This window comes from Niastella sp. (assembly GCF_045805085.1).
Taxonomy (GTDB): domain Bacteria; phylum Bacteroidota; class Bacteroidia; order Chitinophagales; family Chitinophagaceae; genus Niastella.
In genome coordinates this window covers 1-12,547 of record NZ_JBJMLX010000007.1, presented here as the reverse complement: position 1 = coordinate 12,547, position 12,547 = coordinate 1, and the positions used below count along the sequence as shown (strand labels likewise).

At 45.6% G+C, this 12,547-nt stretch carries 14 protein-coding genes; 4 read left to right on the top strand and 10 right to left on the bottom strand.

Features of this window, described 5'->3' with window-relative positions:
• The coding region (locus ACJ751_RS00460; RefSeq protein ID WP_407743394.1) for a Mov34/MPN/PAD-1 family protein at positions 1–227 on the bottom strand (227 nt) is incomplete at its 3' end.
• Positions 228–319: 92 nt separating this feature from the next.
• Here ACJ751_RS00460 and ACJ751_RS00455 point away from each other — a divergent pair.
• On the top strand, positions 320–904 hold the full coding sequence (locus ACJ751_RS00455) for a Crp/Fnr family transcriptional regulator (protein ID WP_407743393.1): 585 nt from the start codon (positions 320–322) through the stop codon (positions 902–904).
• Positions 905–976: 72 nt separating this feature from the next.
• Positions 977–1,948, top strand: coding sequence for a zinc-binding alcohol dehydrogenase family protein (locus ACJ751_RS00450; protein WP_407743392.1), 972 nt, complete (start codon positions 977–979; stop codon positions 1,946–1,948).
• A gap of 9 nt (positions 1,949–1,957) precedes the next feature.
• Here the strand turns inward: ACJ751_RS00450 and ACJ751_RS00445 are convergent, their stop codons facing one another.
• The gene (locus tag ACJ751_RS00445; RefSeq protein WP_407743391.1) at positions 1,958–3,253 is read right to left on the bottom strand and encodes a BNR repeat-containing protein; all 1,296 of its coding nucleotides are present in this window, start codon (positions 3,251–3,253) and stop codon (positions 1,958–1,960) included.
• A 151-nt stretch (positions 3,254–3,404) separates the two neighbouring features.
• Here ACJ751_RS00445 and ACJ751_RS00440 point away from each other — a divergent pair, with 151 nt between their 5' ends.
• Together ACJ751_RS00440 and ACJ751_RS00435 are read left to right on the top strand one after the other, a co-directional pair.
• Positions 3,405–3,986 carry a Crp/Fnr family transcriptional regulator gene (locus ACJ751_RS00440; RefSeq protein ID WP_407743390.1) on the top strand — a complete coding sequence of 194 codons (582 nt, stop codon included), beginning with the start codon at positions 3,405–3,407 and terminating at the stop codon, positions 3,984–3,986.
• Between the two features lie 91 nt (positions 3,987–4,077).
• Positions 4,078–4,500, top strand: a complete 423-nt coding sequence (locus tag ACJ751_RS00435; protein WP_407743389.1) for a MauE/DoxX family redox-associated membrane protein — start codon at positions 4,078–4,080, stop codon at positions 4,498–4,500.
• Here ACJ751_RS00435 and ACJ751_RS00430 read toward each other — a convergent pair.
• From ACJ751_RS00430 to ACJ751_RS00395, 8 genes are all read right to left on the bottom strand, one after another.
• A complete protein-coding gene (locus ACJ751_RS00430; protein WP_407743388.1) occupies positions 4,497–5,345 on the bottom strand; it encodes a fumarylacetoacetate hydrolase family protein in 849 nt (282 codons plus the stop codon). The genes ACJ751_RS00435 and ACJ751_RS00430 overlap by 4 nt on opposite strands.
• A 51-nt stretch (positions 5,346–5,396) precedes the next feature.
• A complete protein-coding gene (locus ACJ751_RS00425; RefSeq protein WP_407743387.1) occupies positions 5,397–6,500 on the bottom strand; it encodes a glycosyltransferase family 4 protein in 1,104 nt (367 codons plus the stop codon).
• Between the two features lie 70 nt (positions 6,501–6,570).
• Positions 6,571–6,966: a VanZ family protein gene (locus tag ACJ751_RS00420; protein ID WP_407743386.1), complete on the bottom strand. Its 396-nt coding sequence runs from the start codon at positions 6,964–6,966 to the stop codon at positions 6,571–6,573.
• Positions 6,956–8,347: an undecaprenyl-phosphate glucose phosphotransferase gene (locus ACJ751_RS00415; protein ID WP_407743385.1), complete on the bottom strand. Its 1,392-nt coding sequence runs from the start codon at positions 8,345–8,347 to the stop codon at positions 6,956–6,958. The genes ACJ751_RS00420 and ACJ751_RS00415 overlap by 11 nt, the downstream gene beginning before the upstream one ends.
• A gap of 258 nt (positions 8,348–8,605) precedes the next feature.
• Positions 8,606–9,373 (bottom strand): WecB/TagA/CpsF family glycosyltransferase, encoded by a 768-nt coding sequence (locus ACJ751_RS00410; RefSeq protein WP_407743384.1) that lies wholly within the window; start codon positions 9,371–9,373, stop codon positions 8,606–8,608.
• A gap of 26 nt (positions 9,374–9,399) precedes the next feature.
• The gene (locus tag ACJ751_RS00405) at positions 9,400–9,957 is read right to left on the bottom strand and encodes an acyltransferase (RefSeq protein ID WP_407743383.1); all 558 of its coding nucleotides are present in this window, start codon (positions 9,955–9,957) and stop codon (positions 9,400–9,402) included.
• A gap of 53 nt (positions 9,958–10,010) precedes the next feature.
• Entirely contained in the window at positions 10,011–11,111 is a 1,101-nt protein-coding gene (locus tag ACJ751_RS00400; protein WP_407743382.1) for a glycosyltransferase family 4 protein, read from the bottom strand.
• Complete coding sequence (locus ACJ751_RS00395; protein WP_407743381.1) at positions 11,111–12,343, bottom strand: glycosyltransferase family 4 protein; 1,233 nt, start codon at positions 12,341–12,343, stop codon at positions 11,111–11,113. The genes ACJ751_RS00400 and ACJ751_RS00395 overlap by 1 nt, the downstream gene beginning before the upstream one ends.
• Positions 12,344–12,547: the final 204 nt, after the last annotated feature.

Below are 12,547 nucleotides of genomic sequence, written 5' to 3'. Positions count from 1 at the left end.
TGTTGTTCTTCGGCATATTTTTCTGCATCTATATAATCCTGGGGCGCAATCTCGAACCGACGGCGTTTGTCGCCTTCCTTTACATTGGTTACAGTATGCGCCTGGGTAAGGTGGCGGCGGCCATTGCTGTCTTCATGGCCAAACACAAACCCGCAACATTCATTGGGGAAGGCCTGCACGGCATCTTCCTCAATTATTTTTTGTACATCGTTTTCCAGTATGATCATGTTATAATAGTTTTTAATGAGGTCTTTGTATTTACGCCTACTTCCAGAATGTACGAAGAAAATCGCGAAAATGGTTATCTTTTCAACCAATTATGTTTTTCCATTTCAGACATAAATTTCCCCAATTAAACGACTGGTGGCACAAGTACCTGCCTTTTCATAAACGGCAGGAAGTGCCCGCGAAAACTTTATTACTTTCCGCAGGCAAGCGATCGCAGCATTACATATTTATTGAGAAAGGTTGTGTGCGGGCATTTTTAAACAAAGATGGGAACGACAAAACCGTACAATTCTTTTTTGAACAGGAAGGGCTGGCTTCGTTCGAGAGTTTCGTTAACAATGTGCCCAGCTTAATTTCTATAGAAACTATCGAGCCATCGATCCTTTATCTTTTACCCAAAAAATATGCTTTACAACTGGTAGAAGAACTGAGCCGCGAACCCTACTTCGCCCAAATGGTGCTGCAAATGAGCGCCCACCGGCAAGCCCATTATATGAATGAGTTTGTTTCCTTCATCCGCGATACGCCTGAACAACGCTACCTGAACCTGCTGAAGAAAAAACCAAAGATCGTTCAGCGGGTACCCCAACATTATATTGCTTCCTACCTGGGTGTTAGTACCGTTCACCTGAGCCGCATAAAAAGCAAACTGGCCAAAGGCAGATCCCATTTCTAAAACTTGATAACATATGTTATCGTCCGGGGGCTACCCACTGCGCTAATTTTGTGCTAACAAAAACAAATCAAAATGAAAGCAGTTGTTCTTTATCCAAATGGCGGAATGCCACAATGTGCAGACGTTCCCGAACCAATCGTACAAAACGGCAAAGAAGTATTGGTCACTGTAAAGGCAGTAGCTATTAAACACCTCGATAAAAGCCGGGCCAGCGGTAAACATTATTCAAGCGACGCACCCAAAGAAAACGGTCACGTAATTGGTGGCGATGGGGTTTGCCTGTTACCCGATGGTACGCGAGTGTATGGCATAGGTGCAAGCGGGATGATGGCCGAAAAAGCCACTATCGATAGCAATATGATCGTTCCCATACCTGATGGCGTAAATGATCTGGTGGCCGCGGCCCTCCCCAATGCCGTTTTTGGCGCTGCCATGGCCCTTCTATTTAAAGCAGACATTCAACCGGGCGATGTAGTACTTATTAATGGGGCCACCGGTTTTACAGGTCGGGTGGCTGTGCAGCTGGCCAAACACTATGGCGCTGGGAAGGTGATCGCCACCGGTAGAAACCAGACTTCTTTGAATGAATTGTTATCGATGGGCGCCGATGAGATCATTTCCGTGTCACAGGATGATGATAGCTTTAAAAGCCAGTTCATGGCCCTGCACAGCCAAAAGCCTGTTGACATTATTATTGATTACCTGTGGGGACATACGGCGGAGTTGATCCTGTCCTGCTTAAAGGGCAATGGTTCTTTTACCAACAGCATCCGGTTTGTATCGGTAGGCAGTATGTCGGGGGATGTTATCCGGTTATCAGCCGCTATTATGCGTAGTACCAATATCCAGCTTACAGGTTCTGGCTTGGGCGCCTGGACTAAATCCCAGATCCAGCAGCTTTTTAAAGAGATCTTACCCAACGCTTTTACACTGGCAGCAACTGGAAAGCTCATTGTAGATACCGTGTCTGTGCCAATGGAAAACATTGCCGGTGTATGGGACCTCGATGTTCAAAATGGACAACGCCTCGTGATTACCCTCTAACAACTTGGCTCAGGGTTTCCACTCCAGCACCTGTACGGGCTGCGGCTCAATGGCCCGGGTAGTTTCGGCATCACCCTGTTCAACCTGTTCAATAAACAAATACAGGATCTTATTCTGGCGCCAGCTTTCTTTATCATAACTGGGTTCCCATAAGCCAACAGGCGTGGTGGTAAGGTCTTTTGCCTGCCACTTCCCCTGGGTTATGTTGTCACAAACGGACATGCTTACCTTATCACCACGCTCCGCATCCCGGTAAATGAGTATGCCCTGCACCGCCTCCTTTTTATTCAACACCAATAATTGCGGCCGCGAGATAGGAATGCGCCGGGTGCCTCCGCCTGATAAAGTGAATGGTGTTGTTCTATTGGTAATTTGCTGGGTGATCCATTGCCGGCCGTTGTGATAGATGAGCCGGTATTGCGGAACGGTGCTGCCAGAATCGCGCCAGTACGTAGCTATATACGGATGGCCAGCTTCATCTGTGGCCATGGTAGTGGAGTTGATGAGCTCGCTTTTCTGTGGGATTCGGCTCGCATATTCTGCAGTAGCTTCTGTAATAGGCAACGCATATTTTTCACCCGTACTCTTTTCCCAGGTATGCCCCCCATCTTTTGAACAGGCATAACCCATATCGTGGTTACTGGCTACATCCGGTGATTCGCGCCACACCCAGGAGATATGGATAATGCCGGTTTTATCAACGGTCAGTTGCCAGTAAGGACTGCGCTGCCCTTCGCCATTGATCCAGCCGTCCTGTAGTTGTGTCCATTTTTTTGATTTGGCGTCGTAGTGGTTCAGCATCAAGCTGCCGTTACCACTGGCGCCATCGCGGTACAGGAACAACAGGTTGCCATTGGGCAACCGGTAAAATTCAGGATACGTCACGCTCTTTTCCTTGATGCCGGTCATTGGCAGCTTTTCAGTAAACTGTAATGAACCGGGACTTACACTTCGGATGTACCGTAATTCATTGTTGTGATGGTCCCATGAAATATGCAGATAGCCTTGGCCGTCAGCCATAATGCTGATGGTGTTGTGCGCATCGGAGGCTTTGCCAATGTAGGGCGTGGTCACCACCGTCCATTTGTCGGAACCGATGGTTCTTTTACCAACTACCAGCCGTTGGGCTGAATCGTAATACGCGATGTATTGGGAATTTTTATAACTGGTGAGGGAATTATGCCGGAAAATAACGGTATTGACGGAATTGGCGGCCCAGCCTTTACCAACCGTCGACAGGTGTACGCCGGTTTGGGCAATCGTTGTGCTGGTTATTAGTAAAAAGCAAGTAATCAATTTGAACATGCTCTAAGATAAGGATTTCCCATTGAGGACAAATGAAGAAGTTCGTTAGTTATTTAGTTCATAAGTTCTTGGGTTTTTTGAATCAAACTAAAGAACTTAATAACTTAAGAACTAAAAAACTAAGAAGTAAATTGCACCAAAGCACTAAAGCATGTTTGGTACCATTAAACAATCATTATTACGAATAATGCCTTCTATCACTGAAGAAGAAATAATTTTCTTTATCAGTAAGCTGGAGCAACGAACGATTGCCAAACATGATTTTTTTGTAAAAGAGGGACAGGTGGCGCATGAGATGGGCGTTGTGACTAAAGGCGCCTTCAGAATGTATTTTACTTACCAGGAGCGGGAACAAACGGGTCATTTTATGTTTGAGGGGCAATGGCTCGGCGACTATGAAAGCTTTCTAACCCAAAAACCGGCCATGAACAATGTAGAGGCGTTGGAAGATAGTGAGGTGTTTTTCCTGTCGTACGACAACATGCAGCAACTGTATAAAATGGGCGCGCAGTATGAACGGTTCGGCCGCCTTATTGCGGAGTATGTTTACCTGGTGGCCATGAACTCGTACAAATCACTGCTACTAAAAACCGCCGAAGAAAGATATATTGAATTATTAGCTACCCAACCGCATATCCTGGAACGGTTGCCACAACATTACATTGCTTCCTACCTGGGCATTCAGGCCCCCAGCCTCAGCCGCATACGAAATAAACTGGCCCAAAAACGTTAACCCATGTTAAAAAACCGGCGTTGCTTTTTGTCGTTGGTTAACGTATTTGTCGGGTAGTGTACCCAATTTTGTATGGACAATCTTATAGGTTATGGCATTCTTAATCGGACTTATTTCATTTTTTGGAATTGGCTTTTTGATAAGCCTGTTATCGGGCGGCGCCTGGTTGCCCGCGTTAAACGACAAAGGCGCCTTTGCCCTCGCTATGATGTTCGTGCTGGTAGGTATCAGTCATTTTGCCAAACGCGAGAAACTGGAAGCAATGATACCGCCCCACTGGCCTTACCGGCGTGCAATGAACTATCTCAGCGGGGCGGCAGAAATTATCTTAGGTGTCTTAGTATTATTTGCAGCCACCCGTACCTGGGCAGCTTACGGACTTTTATTGCTTTTAATAGCCGTGTTTCCGGCCAACATCTACGTAGCGCGTACAAAACCTGATCTGTACAACGTGTCAAGGTTGTTCTTTCAACCCGTGTATATGTTGTGGATCTGGTATTTCTGTTTGCGCTAATTGCCTTTTACATCCACCAGGTTCACCATGGTGCCAATGCCGTCGATACTGATAGTAACGCGGTCATTGGGTTGTAATGTGAAATCGGTGGGCGGTACCAGGCAGGTGCCGGTCATCAGGAAACAACCGGACGCAAAATCGCATTCCTTGTACAGGTAATCAACCAGCTCAGGTAATAGGCGCTTCATGCGGCTCACGGTAGTGCTGCCTTCATACATTTTCACCTCGTTGCGATGAATGGTCATGTAGATGCCAGTCTCAGCAGAGATCGGTTGTTCAGGCACATACAGACAGGGGCCCAATCCGGCACTTTTTTCATATACCTTGGCTTGTGGCAGGTACAGCGGATTCTCGCCCTCGATGCTTCTTGAGCTCATATCGTTGCCAATGGTATAACCCTGTATAACCCCGGCCGCATTGATGTACAACGCCAGTTCAGGCTCGGGCACATTCCAGGTAGAATCTTTACGGATGTACACGGTTTGCTCGTGGCCAACCACGCGGTGCGGTAATGCTTTGAAGAATAATTCCGGGCGTTCGGCTTCATATACCCGGGAATAGCAATCGGCGCCGCCGGTATCTTTTGATTCTTCCATCCGCGCATCGCGGCTGCGCAAATAGGTAACGCCGGCGGCCCATACTTCCTGCGAACCAATGGGTGGCAACAGTTGGCGCTGCCATTCGGCGGCTTCAACGGTGGTTATTTTCTTTCCATTTACATATTCGCCCAGCAGCCAGGCATATAAATTATCGCGATTTATCAGTTTATCCCATTCGTGCTGCAATACATAATATTCCTCTTTAAACTGTAACAATATTCCTTTGGCCGTTTTATATAATTTCATATGTGCAGGTATTTTGTTCCCGACACTAAAATAATGAATAAATACCTTTTCTTACAGCCGCGGTTTATCGTGCAATGACTGCTCAAAAATGTCGGTCAGCCCTTCATAAAACTTCTCGAGGGTATATTTTTGTATAAAACGCTCCCGGGCGCTATAACCCATTTGTAAACGTTCTGTTTTATTTTCTAATAAGTGCTGCAGGCGGGCTGTTAATTCCTCTACACTGCCGGGCTCAACCAACATGCCGTTTACGCCATCCTGCAGAATATCGGGTATCCCCCCCACGCTGGTAGCCACTACGGGTAAGCCAAACTGCATGGCTTCCAGGATCGTTAGCGGCACACACTCATTGAAGGAAGGCAATACAAAAATGTCGGCCCTGGCCAGTTCATCAAATTTATCAGCGCCAAACCTGGGACCAGGTATTTCAACCAGGTGCGCAATGCCCGCCCTTTCACAAAATGCTTTTGCCATTTCCAGGGAATAATCAACCGGCGCTCCTATTACACTTGCATGAAATGAACAGCCCCGTTTATGCAGTTCGGCCAGACTTTGCAGGAATACTTCTATGCCTTTGTTGATTACCAGGTTTGACAAATACAAAATGCGGGGTGCGGCCGGATCGCGCGGCAGGATCTTTTTGTTCACCACCTCGATGCCATTAAGCAAAATAAATGGTTCCGGTTTGTATACGGTTCGAATGTCTGCGGTTAACTTCTTCGAGAGGCAGATCACCCTTGTATTGCGGAATGTTTTCTTTAGCAACCACCGTTTGTGGCGGGAACCGGCGGCCATTTCCTCGATCCCTCTTTTATGCAAATGAAAAACGATGCGGCGCCGAAACAATTTAATAAGCGACGTTATCAATGCATCCCGGTAAAATATTTTTCCTGTTGGTACGATCGTGAAATACACCAGGGAGGGTCTGAAGGTAATGAGAATGCCGCAAAGCCTGAACAGAAACCCTACCATGTGCATCATTTTCAATGGCGTTATTTTGCCAATGTCACCCAGCGTTTGGCCAAAATGCAGCGGTAAGGTTTTTACTTCATACTTCGATTTCCAATTGGGGTTATCAACCGTATGCTGATTCATTACGGTTACACCATGTATAGGAGGCGGAAGCTGAACAATGAATAATATCCTTGGTTTCATCATCCGGATAGATTGATTGATAGGAACGATTGTAACATGCGGCGGTTAGGGAGGGAAAATAAAACGAAGGTTATGATCTGTAAAACAAGGAACAGATCAGCGTGGCAAGGGTAATGCCAATGAAATTACTGGTCATATCAAGCCAGGAAACAGACCTTCCGGGCACAAAGGATTGACAGATCTCAAAAAGACCGGAAGATAAAAATACCGCTATCCAGAACACGCCTTTATTGCGGCCGCGGCAAAAAATTATATATAACAGAATGGTGATCACAAAATAATAGCCCCCGTGAAAGATCATATCAAGCCACCAGTGGTATTCGGAGCCAAAATAATGTTCCGGGTGAAAATTGGGCCATTCGCAAAACAACCCGGTAATAATAAGCAAGGCGATAAACAAAAATATCTTACCCGCCCCCTCAAGTTTATATCTCTCTACTTTCGTCACATTTGTCTTAGAATGCATTCTCTTCGCCTTTTATAGTGTTAAATACGGTCAGGAACATGATCTTGATATCCAGCCACAAATTCCAGTTCTCCATATACCACAAGTCAAACTCAACACGCTTTTTCATTTGGTCAAGCGTTTTTGTTTCACCTCTGAAACCATTCACCTGCGCCCAGCCGGTAATACCGGGTTTCAGGAACTGGCGGATCATATATTCATCGATGATCTTTGAGTAGTCTGCTGTATGCTTCAACATATGCGGGCGTGGCCCTACGATACTCATATCGCCCATCAATACATTCAGGAATTGCGGAAACTCATCGAGACTGCTGCGACGCAGGAACTGTCCCAGTTTAGTAATGCGGGCATCGTTGCGCGTGGCCTGCAGGGTATTCGCGTTCTCATTTACCTTCATACTTCTGAACTTCAAACACCAGAAAGATTTATTATCCTGCCCGCTGCGTTGTTGTCTGAAAAATATTGGCCCCTTCGATTCCAGCTTAATCAACAATCCAATAATGGGGATCAGCCAGGAGAGAATGAAAATGGTAACAAGCCCGCTCACTATAATATCGAATACCCGTTTTTTGATCTTGTTGCCAAGGTCATCCAGGGGTTCTTTCCGTAACGACAATACAGGGATCTCGTTCAGGTAATCGATATACACCTGCCGCTTTACCAGCGCGCCTATATCGGGCACTATCCTGAAACGGATACAGTTCTGATCGGCATTCTTTATCAACCGGTAGATGCCGGGATTTTGTTCAGGCACTATGGTTGAATATATTTCTGTAGCGCCGTAGATCTTACATACATCCAGCGCTTTACTGATGCTGCCCAAAATGGGATACCGCGTCAACTCATGGATATTCTCCACTTCTTCACAATAACCAACCACTTCCTTGTTCACGCCGTCTTCTTCCAGGTAATCAACCAGGCGTCTCGACAGATCGTTGTATCCCAGCACCACCACTTTATGGGAGAAGTAATCCTTCTTTTTAAAATAATGATAGATCGCCAGGTATAAAAACCGGTTACAGGTAAGCAGCAAAGGAATGCCGCAGATGATAACTGCAATAAATAACCGGGAAATTATAAACCAATGGGAGAAGAACAAAAACGCACAGATCATGAGCAACAAATACAGAAAGGCCCGGGTCGATCGCCCGGCAAATAATTCAAAAGTAAAAATATTGCGCTCATGATATACATTGTTCGAAAAGGCCACTATCAGCCAGGCAACAGTTAAGTAAACACCAAAATAAGTATATTCCACATAAGCTTCTATCAGCATTTCTCTTCTGAAAAAGAACCGGGCTATAAAAAATACCATGTTAATAGCCACCAGGTCCATTGCCAGTAAGGTCAACTGTAAATTTCGCAAAAATCTGCTATTCATATGTCACTATTAATGGTGGGTTATCTGTGGTAAATGCTTGGTTGCAAGTGGTGAGGCGCGTCAAAGGGCAGAGGGAAAAGGGCAAAGGGCAGAGGGCAGAGGGCAAAGATGGCTCGCGAGAATGTAATATTCATCACTCCTTTCATCTCTCATTCCTTTTTAACCCTATTAACCCATTAACCCTATCAACTTTCTACTTTATTCCACTTAACCTTTATCTTTCTCCTCGACTTGTCAACTTGTCAACTTGTCAACTTGTCAACTCGTCAACTCTTTCCTCACCCCATGCACCTTAAAGATCTTCTTAAAGAACAGGTAAATGAACAGGGAGTTGGTGATTACATACCGCTTAAACAAACGGCGGGGTTCCTGCATGAGGCGATACAACCATTCCAGGCCCATACCCTGCAACCAGGATGGTGCGCGTTTTTGCATACCCACCATAACGGGCAGGGCCCCTCCCACTCCGATCATCACGGCCTTGATGCGGCCTTTCATGGAAGCCATCCATCTTTCCTGTTTGGGACATCCGAGTATTACCAGCACTACAGCAGCGCCGGAGTTATTGATCTTCTCCACCAACTGATCTTCCTCTTCAGGCGTAGCAGGTCTGAATGGTGGACTGTACATGCCGGCAATGGGCAGGTAGGGAAATGCATATCGTAAATAATGTTCTGTTTTTTCCAGCAAAGCGGGTGTGCCGCCATAAAAGAATGCCGGCAGCCTTTTCAACATCATTTGTTGCAACAGATCGGGTAACAGGTCCATACCCGCTACACGGTCCTGCCTGATGCCATAAACATAGTTTAACACCCAGGTAAGTGGTTTACCATCGGGTGTTACCATAGTGGCATCATTGATGATGTTGTTGAACGATTGGTCTTTGTAGGCTTCAATGAACATATGTACATTGGCCACGCACACATTGGCGCTTTCTTTATGATGCGCCATGGTAACAATGTTATTTACAAAAGAAGAATAGTTGCCCGTTGTAATACCAAAGTTGATAATACTTTTCCTTTCCATACCAATAAGTATTTTGGGGATGAATTTTACAGTTTGCCGTAATATTTGGATTGAACCAGTTTAAGGTGGGTTTGCAGGTCAAGGGGGTCGTCGAAACGGCTTCTTACTTTGCGCGCAGGAACGCCTGCATAAATGGAATAGGGCTCCACATCTTTTGTTACCAGCGAACCAGCGCCAATGATGCTTCCTTCCCCGATTGTCACCCCACACAGTACCGTAGACCCGTATCCGATCCACACATCATCTTCAATGATGGTGACCATACCGAGCCCTTTCCAATTGTATGCAGGATCCCTGATCTGTTCTGCCAGTCGTATTGGTATACCTGGCTTCTGATAGTGATGGTCGTAGCGTCCTATAATGGCTACTCTGTTGCCAAACATAACGTTATTGCCTATTATTACATCCGCTTCAATAAAGGAATCCCTCCCAATATAGAAATTACGACCGATCACAACTTTTTGCCTACCCCAGATACGCACCCGTAAACCGGCATGAAAACCTTCTGCTATGTCGTAACGCCTGTAAAGCACCTTACGAAACAAAAGATCTCGCATTTGCCTGATTACATTTATAATCGACATATTGATTATTTTCCGGGTTTGTTTTTACTAAGCGGTCGGTCAACAACTGTTAGTCAGGAATGACTAAGCGACATCATTACTTCATGCATGCCGGCACATACTTCCAGCCGGGTGAATTTCTTTGCAATTATCCGGTTGTTCTGCGACATGGCATTTCGTAATGCATGATCATCGTATAACGTATCTATTGCTTTTGCTACACTTTCTGCCGATTGCCCATCTACCCATAACACATTATCGGGTTCAGATAAATGATCTTTTGCTGCCCTTATGCAGGAGGTGATTACCGGCAAACCGGCTGCTACCGATTTAAACAGCGCCATGGGAAACCCTTCGCTGTCATAAGTAGGAAAAGCCAGCATATCGGCATTCGCATAAAAATGATCGCATTCGTGATCGGGAACAAATCCCGGGAAACGCGTATACTCAGTTATTTTCAATTCTTCAGCCCGTTTCTTCAACGCTGCCATATCGGGGCCATCGCCCACAAAAACGATCTGACAATCCTCCTTACACGAAAGCAAGGGGATGCTTTCCAACAAACTGAATACACCTTTCGCGCGCACTATGCGGCCGGCAAACAATACTTTGAATTTATTCTCATCCAATGAATATTTTTCCCTGAACGCGAGTGAGGCCACCGAACGTCCTGGATCAACTATGTTTGCCGTGACAAACACTTTTCGCGCTAAACCGGGATCATATTTCCGCACCAACTCTTTCTCATCGTTCGATAAAAAGAACCATGCCACCACCTCTTTCCTCAAAAAGGGGATTAACAACCTCCGGTAAAAGAAAGATCCTCTTTCTAATAATGAAATATCTGAACCGTGGGTCTTGATCACGATTTTCACCTTGCGGAAGTAAAAGAGCCTAATGATCAATATGGTGATAAAATCACGCACCGAACCAACCGGTTCAAACCGGGAGTTGAGGTATAAGATATGTGGCTTAAATGCATAGAGTTCTTTAACCACATTAAAAGCCTTCCCCACTGTACCCCATACTTTTTTTAGCTTGCCGGCATTTGAATCGTTCCGGCCATACGTTACTGGTCTGCAGGTATACCCCAGATCGGTGAACCCTGCAATTTCATCCTGTGATAAAAGAACGTGATGTTTTGGTGGCACTCCCACCAAGATCCGTTGAGCCATTAATTGTAGAATTGAGAGGTTATTAAATGTACTTTGCGTTCCCAGGTATTGCTCTTGGCGTAATTGAATGCATTTACCGAACACTGTTTTCTAAAGGCTGTGTCTTCATGAAACCGGATAATTGCTTTGGCAATTCCCTGTGCCGTTTCTTCTTTTGTAGTAGGTTTTACTTTTATTCCGCAATCACTGCTTACCGCCAGCGAAGACCCATGTAAATCGAGACAGATAATAGGCAAACCAAAAGCCATGGCTTCGTTTAACTGGGCCGGACAGGAATCGCGCAACGAACAGAAAATAAACACATCTGCCTGCTCATAGTGATGAACCACTTCATTAAAAGGGATCTGTCCAAGGATGCGCAGGCGCTTTGGGTCCAGACCATATTGTTCTATCCAGCCCTGTAAGAACTGGTATTGTTCGCCGCCGCCCACTATCGTGAATGTGTAGTCAACTGATTCCGGCACCAGTGACAACGCATGCAGGATCAGGTTCAACCCTTTGCGGGGTAACATTCTGCCCACCCACAGCAGGTTCAACTGCTTGCCGGGTTTGCGGTCAATGTATTCCATATGCTGCATGGATAAGGGGATGGCATTATCCAGTATCAGGTGAACGTTTTGCGGCGCTGTTGTTTTTATCTTTTGTACAATATTGGCGGTATCCTGGTTCGTCACCAGGATATGGTGAGAACGGGTGACGGTGTTCCTTAAGTTATTGCTGAACTTTATGCTCAGTTTCGAGATAAGGCTGCGTAACTGTTCAATTTTCCACGCCTGGCCAAAATACTCTTTAAAAGCAGGCAGCGCTTCCTGTCCGCCCCCTACCGGGCCAAAGATGATGCGGGTATCTTTCAACTTCCATAAGAAAGTACCCTGCTGAAAACTGCCAAACGTTACGTGATGCGCCACATCAAAATGCATTTTCCTATGCAACTGCTTCGCAATACGGGCTGCTTTCTTGCGCCATAAATAGTAATGCAGGTAAATGGTTTTCGAAGAAGCATTCAACAACCTTTTATCGAGGTTGAAATTCAGCTCTACATAAACAATGTGCAGGTTTGGCAACTCCAGTTTTTGTAATTCTTCATCGGTTGCTTCCCTGTCTTCTACGTTAGTTAAACACCATACATCATACCCTTGCAATGCCAGGTTCAATGCCCAGCTCCAGCCGTTGCCTGGTTCGCTACCTCTTATGGGCGAGCAGGCATAAGCGCTTAATAATACTTTCTTCATGAGAATATTGTTGTTTGCTTGCTTCTATCAACTTCCTACTTTATTTCCTTCAACTCTTTCTCCCTCGTAAACTTGTTAACTTGTTAACTCGTCAACTCATCAACTTATGAAGCATAGGCATGTAATAATATTTCTGAATTCCTATCCCACATATCCTCCGCCTGTGCAATTTTGATATTTTGCGCCAGTTGTTTATAATGGTCG

What these genes read in the sequence shown, in the direction of transcription:
- ACJ751_RS00455 (WP_407743393.1), top strand. Translation starts at nt 320, where the DNA reads ATGTTTTTCCATTTCAGACATAAATTTCCCCAATTAAACGACTGGTGG.
- ACJ751_RS00450 (WP_407743392.1), top strand. Translation starts at nt 977, where the DNA reads ATGAAAGCAGTTGTTCTTTATCCAAATGGCGGAATGCCACAATGTGCA.
- ACJ751_RS00445 (WP_407743391.1), bottom strand. Translation starts at nt 3,253, where the DNA reads ATGTTCAAATTGATTACTTGCTTTTTACTAATAACCAGCACAACGATT.
- ACJ751_RS00440 (WP_407743390.1), top strand. Translation starts at nt 3,405, where the DNA reads ATGTTTGGTACCATTAAACAATCATTATTACGAATAATGCCTTCTATC.
- ACJ751_RS00435 (WP_407743389.1), top strand. Translation starts at nt 4,078, where the DNA reads ATGGCATTCTTAATCGGACTTATTTCATTTTTTGGAATTGGCTTTTTG.
- ACJ751_RS00430 (WP_407743388.1), bottom strand. Translation starts at nt 5,345, where the DNA reads ATGAAATTATATAAAACGGCCAAAGGAATATTGTTACAGTTTAAAGAG.
- ACJ751_RS00425 (WP_407743387.1), bottom strand. Translation starts at nt 6,500, where the DNA reads ATGAAACCAAGGATATTATTCATTGTTCAGCTTCCGCCTCCTATACAT.
- ACJ751_RS00420 (WP_407743386.1), bottom strand. Translation starts at nt 6,966, where the DNA reads ATGCATTCTAAGACAAATGTGACGAAAGTAGAGAGATATAAACTTGAG.
- ACJ751_RS00415 (WP_407743385.1), bottom strand. Translation starts at nt 8,347, where the DNA reads ATGAATAGCAGATTTTTGCGAAATTTACAGTTGACCTTACTGGCAATG.
- ACJ751_RS00410 (WP_407743384.1), bottom strand. Translation starts at nt 9,373, where the DNA reads ATGGAAAGGAAAAGTATTATCAACTTTGGTATTACAACGGGCAACTAT.
- ACJ751_RS00405 (WP_407743383.1), bottom strand. Translation starts at nt 9,957, where the DNA reads ATGTCGATTATAAATGTAATCAGGCAAATGCGAGATCTTTTGTTTCGT.
- ACJ751_RS00400 (WP_407743382.1), bottom strand. Translation starts at nt 11,111, where the DNA reads ATGGCTCAACGGATCTTGGTGGGAGTGCCACCAAAACATCACGTTCTT.
- ACJ751_RS00395 (WP_407743381.1), bottom strand. Translation starts at nt 12,343, where the DNA reads ATGAAGAAAGTATTATTAAGCGCTTATGCCTGCTCGCCCATAAGAGGT.